The sequence below is a fragment of the Methylomonas paludis genome (assembly GCF_018734325.1).
Taxonomy (GTDB): Bacteria; Pseudomonadota; Gammaproteobacteria; order Methylococcales; family Methylomonadaceae; genus Methylomonas; species Methylomonas paludis.
The window spans coordinates 1-18,370 of sequence record NZ_CP073754.1 but is presented as its reverse complement, the minus strand read 5'-3'; the positions used below and the strand labels follow the sequence as shown (position 1 = coordinate 18,370).

Below are 18,370 nucleotides of genomic sequence, written 5' to 3'. Positions count from 1 at the left end.
GCACTTGAATTTACCAACGTGAATCCACTGATGCCTTACTAATTGGTAGCATAACACTATATTAAGTTAAATACCATAGCTGGCACCCAATTACAAAAAGCTGAAGGATCATGAACCCTAATAAGGCCTATACTGTTTTAGTAATTATTCTAATAATTGCCATGCTAATCGGCATATTAGGCTTTCAGTTAAATTTTCCTATACCTTGGAAGGATGAAGCGAGCTTCATTTATCAGGCAATTTCATGGAGTGAGAAGAACACACTGTTTTCTGAAAGTCTTAGTCAAAATAGAACAATAATGTGGATGCCACCAGGATATATGATTACCCTAGGGGTAATCTATAAGATATTTGGAATATCCCTGGAATTGGCCAGATATGTTTCATTGATATTTTTCATGGCATCATTTCTTATCTGGATTTATATTGTAAAAAAATATATTAGTCCTGTTGCTATTTTATTGGTAATTTTATTTTTTATATTACCTTCAAGTCTAGTCAGCGCCAATGTAGCCAGAATGGATGTTTGTATCGTATTTTTTTCATTACTATGCTATTTAGCAATTATTAAAGATTACTTAACAATTGCGTTTGGATTAGTGTTAGTTGGTATATTATATCATTTTAATATGGTATATATGTCTATTCCTTTATTAGGGGGAACTCTTGTTAGACTCCATAAAAACAAAAGCATCAAAGGTTTTTTTTATGTAAACACATTTGAACTTTTATTTTTATTAATCAGTTCTGTATTATTTGTCTGTTATTGCATATATGTTTTAAATAATTATGCCGATTTTTCTAATGACATGGAAACTCAGTTTATTAGAAAACTGGAAAGACCCGCCTTTTACCACTCGATTCAAAATGTTTCATTTATAACCTTGCTGTTATTATTTGCCACTTTTTCATACTTTAAATCCAACTGGATTAGTTTAGTAACTTTTCTTTATTCTTTGGCATTGTTCCTTATGTATGCCATTGGACAAGAGATGTGGTATGCTATATTTTACAACATCAGTATTCTTAGCTTTTTTGTTGGCCTATGGGCTATGCAAACTGCTAAGACAAAAACACCTTTACTAACGGTTATCTTAATTTTAACGGTTATATTTTTCTTAAAGTCAAATCGACAATTTTCGGGTATGTCGCCATCCTTTTTTGATGTGCCTTATATGGATATTGCTACAAAACTGAAAATTGAAGGCAAGATTTTGGAAGCTTTAAATGAAGCTAAGTTGAATGTGAAGCATAAAAATTCTGCGCAATCATTTACTATTTCCTTCAGCGGCAAAGGAAACAGCATATTTTTTTATCTTTTTGCAAAAAAAAATGGCATAACCTTAATACATGACCTACCGGAAACTATCCAAAAAACTCCAGTAGCCGATTTATGCATTGTTATTAAAAGGCAACAAGATCCTTTATGGATATCTCAATATGAAAAACATAAGTTACCTGCTGCTTGCAAATATGGTTTAATTACTTCAGACAGAAATAGTGAAGTTAGTTTTTTTCGAATAGATCACGATCAATTCGTGTTATCTGATGGTTAGTAATTTCAAATTTGAGAAAACCATGCTTGCTGAACACTATAAGTAACTCACAATAACCTAGTATATTTTTGCGACTAAGCCAAGAAGCTGGATCCGGGTTTTCTGGCAGGAATCCTGGCAGCAAGTCCAGCTGGGAGTATTCGCGGCATCCCCTTCCGGAGGCCCGGTTCCAGCTTGGCTGATTTATCAGCAAGCTTTATGGTTAGTGGCTTTTTAGAAAATCATACAGTCATAAGATAAACAAATTATTGCCCTGCGACAAAATCATTTAATTTAATACATTCTTATGAATAATTATCAAAATTACTTTTCGAACAGGAATATTTCGCCTGAGTCATATATCAACTATGAGCTACCGGCACATTTGGAGAAAGTTATTCCAGAGAACAAGGAAGCATTAATTCTTGATTTTGGTTGTGGTTTTGGTCAAATTTTACAGTGCCTTATTAATAAAGGCTATCATAATGCAAATGGTTATGACATTGAGCCAGACGCGATTAATTACTGTAAAGACAATGGATTACCCATCATTGACGGCACCAAAAATGAGCTGGATAAATTAACCAGTAAATTTGATTTTATTATTCTAAATCATGTGTTAGAACATTTCCCAAAACCTGAAATTATTCCAATGCTGGTAAAAATTCGTAATTTACTTACTGCCGATGGGGAAATTTATATAGCTGTGCCGAATGCACAGTCTAATACTGGTGCTTACTGGGCCTATGAAGATTTTACTCACCATACTTTATTTACTGGTGGCTCGTTGTTATATGTATTACGTCAGGCTGGATTTAGCAGCATTCGATTTATCGATCCCGATTGTCTTGAACAAAGCTCGTCTCATTTAAAGCGTTTTATTCGTAAAATACTATTACGCTTTTATAAATGGAATTTCGCATTCTGGAACTCTATTACCCTCAGCAGCTTTCACTTGCCTTCACCACAAATATTCTCTTATGAAATTAAAGTATTGGCAAAATTCTAACCGCCTATCAAATATTTAATCAGCTTATTTATTTTTCTCAAAGCATACCGCCTTAATCTGATAGGAAAAGGCGGTGTTAATTGAGTATAGAATGCCTTTATTTCTTGCACTGCAAGTTGAGACTCCTCAATATTGCTTGGTAGTCTATTATAAGAAACCGCTAAATTATTATGCCAGAATATATTGTTTTCTTGACTATTTATACCGCTACCGTCATTCCCGATATTTTGCACAAAAGAATGAGTTGGACTCAAACATAACCCATTATGCTCAAAAATAGTCGCATACCAAAAAATAGCCCATGTATTTAACTTTTCAGACTGGTTTAAGTCCACTTCTTTCCAAAAATCATAAACTCCGTCCAGATTAAACCGTTTAATTTTATCCTTATTCCATTTTAAAAGTAATTTAGCCGGATTTTTTTCAAAATATTGCCAGCGATCTGACCAAGTTGCCCAACCCCAGCAATTCATTAACCGCCAAAAAAATGTGCCATCAGTATTTTCGATATTTACAGGATAACTCCAACCGGCAATATGCCAAACACTTTTTTTATTTGCATATTCATCTAATGCGTGGTTCATATAGGTAAGAAAACAAGGACTAGTTACAATATCGTCCTCCAGCACAATCACGCGTTGATATTGATTACAAACTTCTGTTACTCCTGTAATTATGTTTCTAGCCAAACCGAAATTTGTATCGCGCTCTATTAATGTAATGCTACGAAAGCCGCCTGTATTTCTAATTATATTTCTAACTTCATCAACCCGCTCCTGGTCAACGGGGTTATTTGCGCCATCAGCATAAATAATTAAATCACTTTGCATAGCAAGTTCATTTGCTGCCAGAGCATTCAATGTGTTTTTGGTGTGGTGAGGACGTGCAAAGACGAAAAGAACAATAGGCGCTAATTTACTCAAAACGATCTCGGAGATATGGGATTAATTAAGCGGGATGCTAGGTTGGTATTGATTAGCATGGTTATAAGTCTAAAATCTAATATACTTCGACTGATTGGGCTTTAGTTTCCATATTACACACTAGTTCGTCATTAAAGGCTTTTATACTGAAAATATATGCCCAAGGCTATAAATCATGGTAATATTACCACAGAGGTCAAGTTCTCTCAATATCGACAGCGATCTGATACTGAGCAGTATTAATATACGCATTTCACTTAGCGGATTAGGTAGATTCCCATATCTAGGTAACACTCAAGCTAACTGCGCTCTGAACAAAGTTGTAAACCGATATGAAATTACGGCTTCCAATTGAGCTGTTATCAGTTGCATTTTAGTCACAACTCTGCTTAAGTTCTGTGACACATTTTAATTGCACTACCAAAACTATTGTGCTGTATCATGAAACTTAGCCACCCGCCAATGATCATACCAATTACATGGACTTTTATGTGCAGGCCCGATGCCCCATTGTGAATCTGCTACGCACAAATTTATAATGCCAGCCTTTGCCATACGACAACCACTCACTAAACATCCAACAGCAGAGATCGAAGTGTTTGGAACGGATGCACATCAATCTTATCAGGAACAGCTAGTAAGGCTTTGCAGCGTTGATACATAATATTCTTAGATTCTGTTTAACTCAGATACTATTATTTGGCGACTTTTTTATTAATCGCCTGACCAATACCAGACAATCCGGCTTGGTGATTATTCGTTTAAATGCCATTGGTGATTTTATTCTTTGGCTGGATACCGCCAAAGAATACCGCCGGCTTTACCCCAACACTCGTATTACTTTAATAGCCAATTCACTCTGGTCGGATTGGGCTAAACATTTTTCATATTGGGATGAAGTTTGGCCGATTCAGTTGTTACAATTTACTCGCAATCCTTTATATCATTGGCAAACTGTTTACCGGCTTAGAAAAGCCGGATTTGCCATTGCCATTCAGCCTACCTATTCACGACTTTTTCTACATGGCGATATTATGATTAGAGCCACTGGTGCGGCTCAACGCATTGGCAGTCAAGGAGATCTGAGTAATATTACCGCCAGGCGTAAACATCAATCAGACTTTTGGTACACTAAGTTATTACCCAGCATTACAACTGAACTTAATGAACTGGATAGAAATGCCGAATTTATTGCGCTGCTGACCGGTAAACCCTACCATGTCAGCTTGCCTAAATTACCTCACCTGCTTGAACTACCGGTTGAGCTAAACCTGCCTAAACCTTATTTCGTGGTTTTTCCAGGGGCTTTATGGTTTGGCAGACAATGGCCTGTGGCCAATTTTGCCGAGCTGATTAATAAATTGAATGCCACTTATGGTTATCAGGCCGTACTTTGCGGCTCGGCTGCCGAGCTTAAGGTGTGTGAACAACTGGCCAGTATGACTCAAGCTCATGTTGTAAATCTTGCAGGAAAAACCTCATTAATGCAATTCGCTGAACTAGTAAGATCTGCAAATTTATTGATCGGTAATGAGACATCAGCTATTCATATTGCCACTGCTGTCAATACAGCTTCGGTATGCATTTTAGGCGGCGGCCATTTTGGCAGATTTCTGCCCTACGCCCACAACTTAACTGGTATTAAGCCCTATTCAGTTAACTTGTACATGCCTTGCTTTAACTGTAACTGGATCTGCACTGAAGCTCATGACAAGTTAGGCCCGGTTCCATGTATTGCCAATATTTCAGTTGATATGGTCTGGTCCGCATGCCGCGCAATTTTGTCACCCAGCAAGACCTAAACCCAGGTAACAATTATGTCAGGAAGCGATGAAAATCAATTAGTTTCAATACCACGGACGGGGACTGGTATTGTGCCGACCGGCGGAAAACGCCGACTAACACCAAAACCGGCGGCAACAACCACTGATGCCTTAGTCAGTATTATTACTGCTACTTATAATGCTGCAGCATATTTACCCAATCTGGCCGCATCACTGCAAGCTTTAAACTATCGAAATTTTGAATGGATAGTGGTGGATGCCAATTCCACGGATGAAACCATTAACCTGTTAAACCACTATGATGAATTAATTGATTACTGGATAAGCGAACCGGATCAAGGTATTTATGATGCCTGGAATAAGGGCTTACAGGCGGCTCAAGGCGAATGGGTTTGTTTTATGGGGGCAGATGATCAAATAACTCCTGATAGTCTAACTGCTATGTTGGCCATTGCCGCTGCCAGTGCAAAGCCACTGGATTTTATCTCGGGACGGGTAGCCATGTATCGTGGCACTAAATTGCTCAGAACTATCGGTAAACCTTGGAGCTGGCGACAATTTCAAACCTATATGTGTGTTGCACATACCGGCGCATTACATCGTTTGGGGTATTTTAAACAATACGGAAGCTTTGATAATTCTTTTAAAATTTGTGGTGATTACGAGATACTGTTGCGTAGCCATGCTAATCTTAAGGCTGGTTTCACGCCAAGCGTAGTGGCCAGTATGCAGGTGGGTGGGCAGAGCAATCACAACCCGGCTGTTTTTGCGGAGGTGCTGCGTGCCAGACTTTTACATAATCTGACCACGCCTTTTGCAGGACAGTTAAATGCCATATGGGCAAAAACCAGATGGCATATACGCAAGCTTATTGGTATCGTTTAAACATAAATTAATCAATATTCATGATTAACCTAGGCATACCAAGCAATCCAGCCCATGTTAATCTGTGCTAAATAATGACGCCTATTACAATTTCCCGCAAGTAATATGAAAAAACGACTGGTTATTTCTGCTGTCAACTTAATCGAAGGCGGCACATTGACTGCCTTTAGGGATTGCCTGACAGGAGCAGAAAACATTCTATCTCAGGACTGGGAAATAATAGCCCTGGTACACGACAAATCCTTGTTTAACAACCGCAGAGTTGTGTTCATTGAATTTCCTGAGGTCAAACGCTCTTGGCTTAAACGTCTGTATTATGAGTTCTGGTATTTTAAATCGTTATCCAAACAGCTTAAACCCGATGTCTGGTTTTCCATGCACGATATTTCTGCGCACGTTACCGCAAACAGACGAGCGGTATATTGTCATAATCCCTCGACTTTTTATCGGATCAACTTGACCGATATCTGGTGGGAGCCCAAGTTTTTTTTATTTACCTTGTTTTACCGTTACCTGTATGGCTTGAATATACATGCCAATAATCTGGTGGTAGTGCAACAGAACTGGTTACGTAATGCTTTTCAAAGCATGTATCAGCTAAATAATGTTGTGGTTGCGCATCCGGTTATTCGCCATCAAAACCGGCAAGACACCCCGGATCGTTCATTACCAGGTGTATTTTTCTACCCGGCTTTACCCAGAGTATTCAAAAATTTTGAAGTTTTATACGCGGCTGCCAAAATTTTACGCGAACAAATTGGTAACAGCTTTGAAATTCGGTTAACGCTATCTGGACATGAATCTCGTTATGCTCGGCATTTGCTAAAACGATTTGCGGATATGCCCAATATTCGCTTTATCGGTTATCAGAGTCAAGTTCAAATGTTCGAACAATATCAGCAGGCATCCGCCATCGTATTTCCTTCCAAACTAGAAACTTGGGGCCTGCCAATTTCTGAAGCTAAAAATCTGGGTAAACAGCTGATAGTAGCTGATTTACCGTATGCTTATGAACCTGTAGGTACTTATCATAAAGTGGTATTTTTCGAACCAGACAACGCCGAGCAATTAGCCGCTATTATGTTGAGTCATATACAAGGCAGGCTGGAAAATCAGCAAACGGCGACACCCTCCATCAGCCCTCCCTATGCGCAAAGCTGGGAAGAACTTATAATGCTTGTGATCTCAGATACGGTATGATTTCAATATCGATGGTCAGCCATCATCAAGGCCAACTAGTTCAGGAACTACTTACTGATCTGGCGCTTATTGCCGATCAGGACGTATTTGAAGTCATTTTGACCCTAAATTTACCTGAACAATTGCCATGTACAAATGACGATTTTCCTTATCCCCTTAAAATCATAACCAACCCTGAGCCATTGGGATTTGCAGCCAATCATAATCAAGCATTTCAATATGCCGAGGGTGACATTTTTTGTGTGATGAATCCTGATATCAGATTACCCAATTCACCATTCGCTGGACTTTTAAACAGTTTACAATCAGTCCAGGCTGGTCTGGTCGCACCACTAGTGATGAATTCTGCAGGTAAAATTGAAGATAGTTTTCGCCATTTCCCCACTATTTGGGGCTTGTTTTTAAAATTTTTGCGGATTGATGATGGCCGCTATGCAATTCCAGCTGATAAACTACCGTTTCAAGTTGATTGGGTTGCCGGCATGTTTATGTTATTTAAAGCTGATACATTTAAACGTATCGGTGGCTTTGATGCTGGTTTTTTTCTATATTATGAAGATGTGGATATTTGTGTGCGGCTTTGGCAACAAGGGTTAAAAGTAATAGCTAATCCAGCCGCAACAGTGATTCACAACGCTCAGCGCACCAGTAGGCGCAAACTCAAATACTTGTTTTGGCATCTCAGCAGTTTATGTCGCTATTTGGGCAAACATTTGCTCAGTTTACCTAAAACAGACCGTTAAGCTAAGTCATGCCATCTTATCATCGCATCACCTTATTTTATGCTTGAGCAATCAGCATACATACAGCCATTAACTATGTTAGCTAGAGATACCAAGATCCTGGTAACGGGTGCAAACGGCTTCATCGGCAAACACCTTAGCAACTACTTGGCACAGCAAGGATATTCTGTGCGTACCAGTAGCCGGCAACCCCTGGATCTGCCGGATCATTGGTCGTTAAATTTAGCTACAGATCCCTGCCCAGACCAGCTTTGCGCCGGTATAGACACTATTTTTCATCTGGCCGGCAAAGCCCATGCACTAACTGAGAATAGTCAGGATGCCGCCGAATATCTGCAAATAAATACCGAAGGCACCCGTAAATTACTCGTTGCGGCACAACAGGCCGATGTTAAGCGCTTTATATTTTTCAGCAGCGTTAAAGCCGTGGGCGAGGCTGTGATCCAGCCTATGGATGAAAGTTTGCATATTGCCGCCGACACGCCATACGGCACTTCTAAATATCTGGCCGAACAATTGGTACTTCATGGCGACTATGTGCCTCACCCGGTAGTGATCAGACCTTGTATGGTATACGGCAACACTCACAAAGGTAATTTGCCGAAAATGATCAAGGCGATACAACGCGGCCTATTTCCACCATTGCCGGAATTTCATAATAAGCGCTCAATGGTGCATGTGGAGGATCTTATCCGGGCAGCCTTATTGACAGCCACACTCGCTCAGGCCGCTGGTCAAATTTATATTGTCAGTGATGATGAACCTTATTCAACCCGCCAACTCTACAATTTGATCAGATCAGTGTTGGGTAAATCAACACTATCTTGGTCATTACCACCAGCACTATTCAGCCATTTGGCAAAACTGGGCGACACTCTGGGCCAAATCAGTGGTAAACGCATGATGTTTGATAGCGATGCCCTGCAGAAATTAACCGGTTCGGCACACTACTCATCTGCTAAAATCAAGGCTGAATTGGGGTTTCAACCACGACATAACTTACCGGAATCCCTGGCAGATATTATTCGTTTTCTATATTTGATTTGATGTGCTTATCCCTGTCTTAACCATTTTTCTGGTCAGCATCGTCTTGACCGGCCTGATCCGTTACTATGCCTTGACGCATCAGGTACTGGATATACCCAATCAACGCAGTTCACATAGCAAACCTACCGCACGCGGCGGCGGTCTTGCTATTGTAATGAGTTTTTTTGGTGGTCTGATTTTGCTGTTTTTGCAACATGATCTTCCCGGAGCATGGTTTGCTGCACTCAGCGCCCCTTTGCCGGTCGCAATCGTCGGTCTCCTGGACGATCATGCCCATATCGCGGCGCGCTGGCGACTTCTGGTGCATATAAGCAGTGCGGCATCAACCCTGTTTTTTTTGTATGGCTGGCCCGAGACCATAGCACCAAACGCTGAAAACCCGTTTATTTCCATAAGTTGGCTAAGCTTTATTCTGCTGACAGTGCTATTGGTTTGGCTGTTGAATTTATTTAATTTCATGGATGGCATTGACGGTATTGCCGGTTCTGAAGCGGTGTTTGTATCTTGGGGTTTGGCGGGATTGTTATTTTCGGTAAATCAACAGCTGGCCATAGCCGCTTTTATGTTGGGGGTTGCGGCCTTGGGTTTTCTGGTGTGGAACTGGCCAGCAGCTAAAATTTTTATGGGGGATGTCGGCAGCGGCTTTCTTGGTTTGCTATTGGGCATCCTGATCATTATGGCCAGCCGGCAAAGCCCTGTGTTGCTTTATTGTGGCTTGATATTATTTGGAATATTTGTGGTGGATACCAGTTATACCTTGTCGATACGGGCCCTTACCGGCCAAAAATGGTATGAGGCACATTGTTCGCATACCTATCAGTACGCGGCCAGGCAATATGGACATTTACGGGTATTGATAGCCTGTTGGCTGATCAATCTGTTCTGGTTGTTACCGATAGCCGTGCTGGTATTTTTTCAGACTGATTATGCCTGGCTGGGTTTATTTATCAGCTATCTACCATTACTGGCTTTAGCCGGCTTTTTTAAAGCCGGAACGCAGGCAGTGTAATTTTATGAAATTTAGATTTCGCTCTCGTACGACCATTTTTTTACACGATCTGGGCATGATACCTTTGGCCTGGTTTGGAGCCTATTGGTTACGCTTCAACCTGCAAAAAATTCCAGATAATTTTTTTGATTTGGCCGTGCATTATTTGCCGATCATCTGTGCGGTGCAAGTCAGCCAATTTTGGTCTTTTGGGCTCTATCGGGGTGTCTGGCGTTTTTCATCCTTACCTGATCTGGTTCGTATCAGCAAGGCTGTAATAATCGGCGCTTTCATGATTGCCGTTCTATTGTTTTTGTATAACCGACTGGCTGGTGTGCCGCGTTCAATATTGCCATTATATATAATGAATTTACTGGCATTTTTGACCATCCCGCGTCTGACGTACCGGTTCTGGAGAGAACAGGCTTATCTGGATCGGCGCGGTAAACGCGCATTGATCGTAGGTGCTGGTTGCGCTGGTGAAATGCTGGTGCGCGACTTAATATCAAATGCCGATAGCGGCTATTTTCCGGTAGGCTTCGTTGATGATGCGCCGGCTTCCCTAAACCGCGCGATACGGGGTATCAGCGTCCTGGGTGCCGTAGAGGCATTGCCGCATCTGATCAATCAATTACAGGTTGAGGCAATTTTGATTGCGGTACCTTCGGCTAGTGCCGCTCAAATGCGCCGTATTGTGGATGTATGTGAAAGTTGCCGGCTTCCATTTCAAACCTTACCGTCGGTAAAAGAATTGTTACACGGGACGGTGAGCAAGACCAATCTGAGAAATGTGTCCATAGAAGACATTCTGGGCCGGGATCCGGTCAAGCTGGACTGGCAAACTATTCAAGGCAGTTTGCAAGATAAAATTGTTTTGGTAACGGGTGGTGGTGGCTCTATCGGCTCCGAGCTTTGCCGCCAGTTAGCTAAAGCCCACCCTAAACAATTGATCATTTTTGATCAATGCGAATTCAATTTGTATAAAATTGACGCTGACTTAAACCAACTTTATCCACAGTTATCACATCAGGCCATATTGGGTGATGTTGCCGATGCACTTACCGTTGAACGCTTGATTCGGGGACTGCAGCCGGAAATTATTTTTCATGCGGCTGCCTATAAACATGTGCCCTTACTGGAACATCAGGTCAGGGAGGCGGTACACAATAATCTGATCGGCACTAAAATCTTGGCCGAAGCCGCAATTGCCGCCGGTGTCGGCAGATTTGTGTTAATTTCCACCGATAAGGCGGTCAATCCCAGCAATGTAATGGGAGCCACCAAGCGCGCCGCCGAGATTCTTTGCCAAAACCTGGATCGTAAGGACGCCACCCGTTTTACCACGGTGCGTTTTGGCAATGTCCTCGATTCAGCAGGTAGTGTGGTACCTCTGTTCCGAGCGCAGATAAAGGCCGGTGGACCAGTGACAGTGACGCATCCAGACATTACCCGCTACTTTATGACCATTCCGGAAGCCTGCCAGTTGATTATGCTGGCTGAAGCTGTCGGTCAAGGCGGAGAAGTATTTGTTCTGGATATGGGCGAACCCATTAAAATCAGCTATCTGGCCGAGCAAATGATCCGCTTGAGCGGCAAAGAACCTGGTAACGAGATACGTATCGAATACGTGGGATTACGCCCCGGAGAGAAGCTCTATGAAGAACTGTTTCACGAACAAGAACTTCTGCAGGAAACTCGCTATAAAAAATTACGGAAAGCCCATGCCCGAGTTTATGCCGGTGATGAGTGGGCGGCATTAGCTGCAGAACTGGTAACAGCTTGTCAACAATGCGACCAAAACCATATTCTGGGCTTGCTAAAAAAACTGGTACCGGAATTTAAAACAACTTAAATATTCCCCGGCAACGCCGGGGGTTGATTATTGGTTTATTGATTTGGCTGTCTTATTGGCTGGATAACTGATAGTTAACGCTAAAATCTGCCAAGCTGGTAAGAACGAGCGGAATTTGGGACTGATTTTCCAAGGCAAAGGCGTTGACACCAACCCGGGACAGAAAATAGACTTGATCCGGCAAGTAATGACCTACGGCCCTAATCTCCCCCTGGAAGCCATACTTACTGCGCAGCAGGCGTGCCAGGGAAAACAGTCTGCCGTCTGTAAACACCGGGAAATTCAATTCTATCAGGGCCAGCTGGTCCAGATGATTTGCCAAGTCGTCGATATTATCGGCAGGTAGCAATCTGACCCCAATTTTTCCGGCTCTATCCAGTAATGACTGACTTTGGTTTTGCCAACGTTGCAAAGATACGCTGATATTGCCGGCATCCGCGCCAATTTCACTGTCATCGTCGATAAATGTCCATTGGTTTTCGACAATTTGTTTATCTTTAATGATTTGCATAAACTCTATCTCTAAATGGTTCCAGGCCGATACGTTTGACGGCTTGTAAAAAGGTTTCGTCTGCCAGGCGCTGTTGAATATAGACATCCAGAATGGCAACTACGGTTTGGGTAATCTGATTTTTAGCCACAGCCGGCCCCAAACGCTCGCCAATTGCCGCTTCATTATCAGATGAACCGCCAAGGGTAAGCTGATACCACTCTTCGCCTTTTTTGTCGACGCCCAAAATGCCGATATGGCCGACACTTTGATGAGCACAACCATTCATGCAACCCGACATATTAATTTTCAGATCGCCGATATCGTGTAGATAATCAATGTCGTCCAAAGCTTCGTTGATTTCTTTGGCAACACTGATGGAACTGGCATTGGCCAGCGAGCAGAAATCCAGGCCTGGGCAGCAGATCATATCGGTTGCAGTACCGATATTGGCGGTGGCCAGTTTAATGGCATCCAGTTTTTGCCAAAGCTCGAATAGATCAGCCTGCTTAACATCGGCCAACACCAGATTTTGCCGATGCGTGCTTCTTATTTCCGCAAAGCTGTATTGATCGGCCAAGTCTGCCAGCGCATCCAGTCGATCGGCGGTAATATCGCCGGGCGGTGAATCCGGTGCTTTCAATGAAACGAAAACAACCTGATAGCCGGGAATACGGTGATCAACCGTGTTATGTTTCAACCATTTGGCAAAACCTTGATCAACTTCTGCCTGAGTTTTATGGCCGGTATGATTTGCCGCATCAGCAGCATACGGCGGCGGAGTAAACTGGGCCTGCATGGCGGCAATCTGGGCATCACTCAACAGAATGTCATCTTTAGTGCGCTGCCATTCTTCTTCCACCATCGCGGTAAATTTTTCCAGCCCGGTTTCCTTGACCAGAATTTTGATACGGGCTTTATATTTATTGTCACGTCTACCGTGCAGGTTATAAACCCTAACAATGGCTTCCAGGTAAGACAGCAGATATTTTTTCTCCAAAAAGCTTTTAACCGTTTGGCCTATGATGGGTGTTCTACCCAATCCACCACCCGCCAAAACTCTAAAGCCGATTTCTCCTGCCTCGTTTTTGACCAGATATACACCGATATCATGTAACTGCACTGCCGCTCTATCGTGTTCGGAACCGCTTACGGCAATTTTGAATTTGCGGGGTAAAAACGCAAACTCAGGATGCAGTGTTGTCCACTGACGAATAATTTCGCAATAAGGACGCGGATCTTCCAGTTCATCCGGTGAGACGCCGGCCAAATGGTCCGAAGTGGTATTTCTTAAGCAATTACCGCTGGTTTGAATGGCGTGCATTTGCACTGTGGCCAGCTCGGCCAGCAAATCAGGTACTGTTGCCAGCTCCGGCCAGTTATACTGGACATTCTGACGGGTAGTAAAGTGACAATACCCCCTATCGTAGTCACGAGCTACTTTGGCCAGTTTGCGTAATTGTTGGGAAGAAAGTAATCCATAGGGTATTGCAACGCGTAACATGGGGGCATGGGTCTGAATGTACAAGCCATTCATCAAGCGCAGAGCCCTAAACTCATCAGGCCCAAGTTGTCCTTGCAAAAATCGCTGCGTCTGGCTGCGAAATTGGGTTACTCTCTCATCTATGAGTGTTTGATCGTCGTCGGTATATTGATACATTTAGATTACGTGCCTTTGAAACAGCATTTGTTTAAGTTGCTTGTGGTGGATAATATACTGCCTGTGATTAAATGACAAAAATTGCTGTCTAATGATAACATGTGGCGTTATTTTTATACTGCTTTCATAAAAACTATAACTTAAGATTTGGGAAGGGGGTTATCTTGCTACGCGTACTATTAATTATGGCCGGTCTGCTGTTATTGCCGGAACTGGCTCATGCTGAAGAATTTAAAAATCTGGGCTTAACGGGCACCGAACGAGGCATTTATACTGTTCTGGTGTTCTTGATAGCCTATGGCTTTGTCATGACTGAGGAATTTACTCATTTACGCAAATCCAAACCAGTGATTCTTGCGGCTGCGATTATCTGGGCACATGTGTCTGTGTTGGCCAGCGATGCCGGCATTCCCAGCGGCGAATTACATCAGGCATTTGAGCATGATCTGAAAGAATATGCCGAGCTGATGCTGTTCCTGCTGGTAGCTATGACGTATATCAACTCCATGGCCGAACGTAATGTGTTTGAAGCCTTGCGTTCCTGGCTGATCAGAAAACAATTCGGTTACAAACAATTGTTCTGGATTACCGGTATCATTACCTTTTTCCTGTCTGCAGTGGCTGATAACCTGACATCGGCGCTGTTGGTCGGTGCCGTAGTAATGGCTGTAGGTGCAGATAACGAAAAGTTTGTTTCCGTAGGCTTCGTCAATCTGGTGATTGCGGCCAATGCCGGCGGTGCATTCTGTCCATTTGGTGATATTACCACCCTGATGGTATGGCAAGCTGGTTATGCCGAGTTCTTCGACTTTTTCCGTCTGTTCGTTCCTTCAGTGGTCAACTTTGTGGTTCCGGCTTTCTTCATGTCCAGGGCAATTCCTTCAGGTCAGCCACTGGCCACCAATGAAGCAGCGGTTGTATTAAAGCCCGGCGCAATTCAAGTGTGCGGCCTGTTTCTGTTAACCATTATGTTTGCAGTCAGTTTCAAACAATTCCTGCATTTGCCACCGTTTATGGGCATGATGCTGGGCTTGTCCATTCTGATGTTGTATGGCTATTATTTAAAAGTCACCTACCCCGATCAGGAAACTGGGGCTCGCTTTGATATTTTCGAAAAAGTCAAAGAAGCTGAATGGGATACTTTGCTGTTTTTCTTTGGCGTAGTATTCGCGGTAGGCGGTTTAGGCTATATTGGTTATCTGGAATTATTGTCATCTGCCATGTACGATGGCTTGGGTGACACTACTGCCAACATTCTGGTTGGTATCATTTCAGCTATTGTTGACAACATTCCGGTGATGTTTGCGGTATTGAACATGAACCTGGATATGGATCTGTATCAATGGCTGCTGGTGACCCTGACTGCAGGTGTAGGCGGCTCACTGTTTTCTGTCGGTTCGGCTGCTGGTGTAGCGTTGATGGGACAATCCAATCACAAGTACACTTTTTTCAGCCATTTGAAATGGACACCCGCGATTGCTGCCGGTTATGCCGCCAGTATCTTTACCCATTATTTAATCAACAGCTAAACCTGCACATTCATCGCAGCTATTTGAGGGAAAGCGCATGACCAATACCAACGCCAGTTGGCGTAGCGCTTTCTCAGTTTATGCCCAGCCGCGCGTGCTGGGCATGATTCTGCTGGGCTTCTCAGCAGGCTTGCCTTATTCGCTAGTCTCATCAACGCTTTCTGCCTGGCTGGCAGACGAACAAATCTCCTTGTCTATCATTGGCTATTTCAGCTTGGTCGGCATTGCTTATTCCATCAAAGTTTTTTGGGCACCGATCATAGACCGGCTGCACCTGCCTGTATTGTTTAAACTATTAGGCATGAGAAGAAGCTGGATGCTGTTATCTCAGACCGGCATTGCCTTGGGGCTGTTAGGCATCAGTACCATAGATGCGCATCTGCACTTGCAACATGTAGCTATCCTGGCCGTATGTGTGGCTTTTTGCTCAGCCACTCAGGATATTGCCATCGACGCTTACCGGATTGAGGCCGTCATCCCCAAATACCAGGGGGCAATGGCCGCCATGTATGTGTTTGGCTACCGTCTGGCCTTACTCGCTGCCGGAGCCGGTGTGTTATACATTGCTGAATATTTCAGCTGGCAATCGGCTTACCGATTTATGGCCTGTACCATGTTGGTAGGCATTATTACCACGATCTCAATCTCTGAACCTGAACATAACACCGACACCCGCACTAAAGCTATAGAAGCACGTATTGAGTCAGTTCTGGGCGTCAACAAAGTCAGACCCTTTATTGCCAACTTGTTAAAGTGGTTTTCCGATGCCGTCATTAGTCCTTTCGTAGAATTTTTTCAACGTAACGGCAAATCTGCGGTTTCGATTTTAATGTTGATCGCGGTTTACAAAATGAGTGATATGGCGATGGGCGTAATGGCCATTCCGTTCTATCTTGATTTGGGTTTCAGCAAAAAAGACATCGCCGACATCAGTAAAGTATTCGGTTTTTTTATGACTATTATCGGCACTTGGCTGGGCGGCCTGCTGGTGGTGCGTTTCGGCATTATGCGGCCATTGCTGCTGGGTGCCGTCTTGGCAGCATTAACCAATTTGCTGTTTGCCGGCTTGGCTTCCAGCCAACCTACCCTGGCATCACTAGCTTGGGTTATCAGCGCTGACAACTTGAGCGGCGGCATTGCCGCAGCCTCCCTGATAGCTTATTTATCCAGCTTAACCAATACCGCTTATACGGCCACTCAGTACGCCTTGTTCAGCTCGCTGATGACTTTACCTGCCAAGTTGGTAGGCAGTTTTTCCGGCAATGTGGCCGTGACTTTTGGATATGATGTATTTTTTATCTATTCGGCGATTATCGGCTTACCCGCCATCGTTCTGGTACTCATTTTAATGCGCTCACCCTTGACGCTGAATCCAACTAATCCTGAAAACGAAGCCGACTGACCGGTGTTATTGCGAAAGGGTACGCAACAGGTTTTTGTAATCTTCCGCCATTTTCACATCATCCACTTTTAATTCGGCTATACGTTTACAGGCGTTAATCACTGTTGTGTGATCACGCCCGCCAAAGGCATCACCAATTTCCGGATAGCTATGCGAAGTCAACTCTCTGGCCAAACACATGGCAACCTGTCTAGGGCGCGTGATGGATTGCTTGCGATTTTTAGCCGATAAATCCGCCACCCGTATTTTGAAATACTCGGCAACGGTTTTCTGAATATTATCGATACTGACCAGTTTATCCTGCAAACTAATCAAATCATGCAGGGCTTCTTTGGTAAACTCCAGGGTGATTTCCCGCCCGGTAAACTGCGAATTGGCCACTACTCTGCGTAAAGCACCTTCCAAATCCCGGACATTGGATGGGATACGCTTGGCGATGAAAAACGCTATTTCCTGTTGGAGATCAACTCCAACAGCCTGGGCTTTTTTGATCAAAATAGCGGTTCTGGTTTCCAAATCAGGCGGTTCTATCGCTACCGGCAAGCCCCAGCTGAATCGTGATTTTAGCCTGTCCTCCAGCCCATTAATTTCTTTAGGATATTTATCGCAGGTCAGTACAACCTGATGTTTTTGATCCAACAGATTATTGAAAGTATGAAAAAACTCCTCCTGGGAGCGCTCTTTACCGGCCAGAAACTGGATATCATCCATTAGTAAAATATCAATACTGCGATAATATTCTTTGAAATGATTAATGCTGTTTTGCTGCAAGGCCTTGACCATATCTTGCACGAATTTTTCCGAGTGCAGATAAACAATGTTGGCATTGGGATTTTTCAGTAAAACCGCATTGCCGATGGCGTGCATCAAATGGGTTTTACCCAGGCCTGAACTGCCGTAGATAAACAAGGGATTATAGACTTTACCAATATTCTCGGAAACGGTTATCGAAGCCGCTCTAGCCAGCTGATTTGATTTGCCTTCCACAAAACTTTCAAAAGTGAACGCTTTGTTGAGAAAATTCGGCTGATTTTTTTTCTGCGCAGAATTTTTACTAAGTACGGCAGCCTTGACCGCAGGTGCTTTTTTACTGCCTATTTCAAATTGTACTGACAGGGTGGCATTGGAAAATTCGTTGACGGTATCTTCGATAACGGCAAAAAAGTGCTGTTTGATATGATCAATGATAAATCGGTTAGGCGCCAGCAGCTTGAGTTGTTTATCGGTTTCCACGGCTTGCAGGGGCCTGATCCAGGTGCTGAAATCCGCACTGGGAATTTCGTGTTCAAGCTTGGACAGACAATTGTTCCAAATACTACTCAT

At 43.2% G+C, this 18,370-nt stretch carries 15 protein-coding genes; 11 read left to right on the top strand and 4 right to left on the bottom strand.

The annotated features are described in order from the left end of the window. The first annotated feature begins 110 nt into the window (after positions 1 to 110). Positions 111 to 1,556, top strand: coding sequence for an ArnT family glycosyltransferase (locus KEF85_RS00075; protein ID WP_215582452.1), 1,446 nt, complete (start codon positions 111 to 113; stop codon positions 1,554 to 1,556). 286 nt (positions 1,557 to 1,842) lie between these two features. Then, positions 1,843 to 2,544, top strand: a complete 702-nt coding sequence (locus tag KEF85_RS00070; protein WP_215582451.1) for a class I SAM-dependent methyltransferase — start codon at positions 1,843 to 1,845, stop codon at positions 2,542 to 2,544. Here the strand turns inward: KEF85_RS00070 and KEF85_RS00065 are convergent. Next, a complete protein-coding gene (locus KEF85_RS00065; RefSeq protein ID WP_215582449.1) occupies positions 2,541 to 3,467 on the bottom strand; it encodes a glycosyltransferase family protein in 927 nt (308 codons plus the stop codon). The genes KEF85_RS00070 and KEF85_RS00065 overlap by 4 nt on opposite strands. A gap of 653 nt (positions 3,468 to 4,120) precedes the next feature. Between KEF85_RS00065 and KEF85_RS00060 the strand changes: the two genes are divergently transcribed. The 7 genes from KEF85_RS00060 (at position 4,121) to KEF85_RS00030 (ending at position 11,966) form a co-directional block, all read left to right on the top strand. Beyond that, a complete protein-coding gene (locus tag KEF85_RS00060) occupies positions 4,121 to 5,269 on the top strand; it encodes a glycosyltransferase family 9 protein (RefSeq protein WP_215582447.1) in 1,149 nt (382 codons plus the stop codon). 15 nt (positions 5,270 to 5,284) lie between these two features. Beyond that, positions 5,285 to 6,136 carry a glycosyltransferase family 2 protein gene (locus KEF85_RS00055; protein WP_215582445.1) on the top strand — a complete coding sequence of 284 codons (852 nt, stop codon included), beginning with the start codon at positions 5,285 to 5,287 and terminating at the stop codon, positions 6,134 to 6,136. Positions 6,137 to 6,241: 105 nt separating this feature from the next. Beyond that, positions 6,242 to 7,336 carry a glycosyltransferase gene (locus tag KEF85_RS00050; RefSeq protein WP_215582443.1) on the top strand — a complete coding sequence of 365 codons (1,095 nt, stop codon included), beginning with the start codon at positions 6,242 to 6,244 and terminating at the stop codon, positions 7,334 to 7,336. After that, positions 7,333 to 8,079 carry a glycosyltransferase gene (locus KEF85_RS00045; protein ID WP_215582441.1) on the top strand — a complete coding sequence of 249 codons (747 nt, stop codon included), beginning with the start codon at positions 7,333 to 7,335 and terminating at the stop codon, positions 8,077 to 8,079. Before KEF85_RS00050 ends, KEF85_RS00045 begins: the two co-directional genes overlap by 4 nt. 75 nt (positions 8,080 to 8,154) lie before the next feature. Beyond that, positions 8,155 to 9,126 carry an NAD-dependent epimerase/dehydratase family protein gene (locus KEF85_RS00040; protein ID WP_215582439.1) on the top strand — a complete coding sequence of 324 codons (972 nt, stop codon included), beginning with the start codon at positions 8,155 to 8,157 and terminating at the stop codon, positions 9,124 to 9,126. Position 9,127: 1 nt separating this feature from the next. Then, on the top strand, positions 9,128 to 10,135 hold the full coding sequence (locus KEF85_RS00035) for an MraY family glycosyltransferase (RefSeq protein WP_215582438.1): 1,008 nt from the start codon (positions 9,128 to 9,130) through the stop codon (positions 10,133 to 10,135). A gap of 4 nt (positions 10,136 to 10,139) precedes the next feature. Continuing rightward, entirely contained in the window at positions 10,140 to 11,966 is a 1,827-nt protein-coding gene (locus KEF85_RS00030; protein WP_215582437.1) for a polysaccharide biosynthesis protein, read from the top strand. A gap of 52 nt (positions 11,967 to 12,018) precedes the next feature. Here KEF85_RS00030 and KEF85_RS00025 read toward each other — a convergent pair whose 3' ends face one another. Then, entirely contained in the window at positions 12,019 to 12,477 is a 459-nt protein-coding gene (locus KEF85_RS00025) for a DUF934 domain-containing protein (protein ID WP_215582436.1), read from the bottom strand. Then, positions 12,464 to 14,116, bottom strand: a complete 1,653-nt coding sequence (locus KEF85_RS00020) for a nitrite/sulfite reductase (protein WP_215582435.1) — start codon at positions 14,114 to 14,116, stop codon at positions 12,464 to 12,466. Before KEF85_RS00020 ends, KEF85_RS00025 begins: the two co-directional genes overlap by 14 nt. A gap of 185 nt (positions 14,117 to 14,301) precedes the next feature. Between KEF85_RS00020 and nhaD the strand changes: the two genes are divergently transcribed. Both nhaD and KEF85_RS00010 read left to right on the top strand, forming a co-directional pair. Further along, positions 14,302 to 15,645: a sodium:proton antiporter NhaD gene (gene nhaD / locus KEF85_RS00015; protein ID WP_215584904.1), complete on the top strand. Its 1,344-nt coding sequence runs from the start codon at positions 14,302 to 14,304 to the stop codon at positions 15,643 to 15,645. 37 nt (positions 15,646 to 15,682) lie between these two features. Beyond that, a complete protein-coding gene (locus tag KEF85_RS00010; RefSeq protein WP_215582433.1) occupies positions 15,683 to 17,047 on the top strand; it encodes an AmpG family muropeptide MFS transporter in 1,365 nt (454 codons plus the stop codon). A gap of 6 nt (positions 17,048 to 17,053) precedes the next feature. On the opposite strand, the gene dnaA is transcribed toward KEF85_RS00010, so the two are convergent. Next, positions 17,054 to 18,370, bottom strand: coding sequence for a chromosomal replication initiator protein DnaA (gene dnaA, locus KEF85_RS00005; protein WP_215582432.1), 1,317 nt, complete (start codon positions 18,368 to 18,370; stop codon positions 17,054 to 17,056).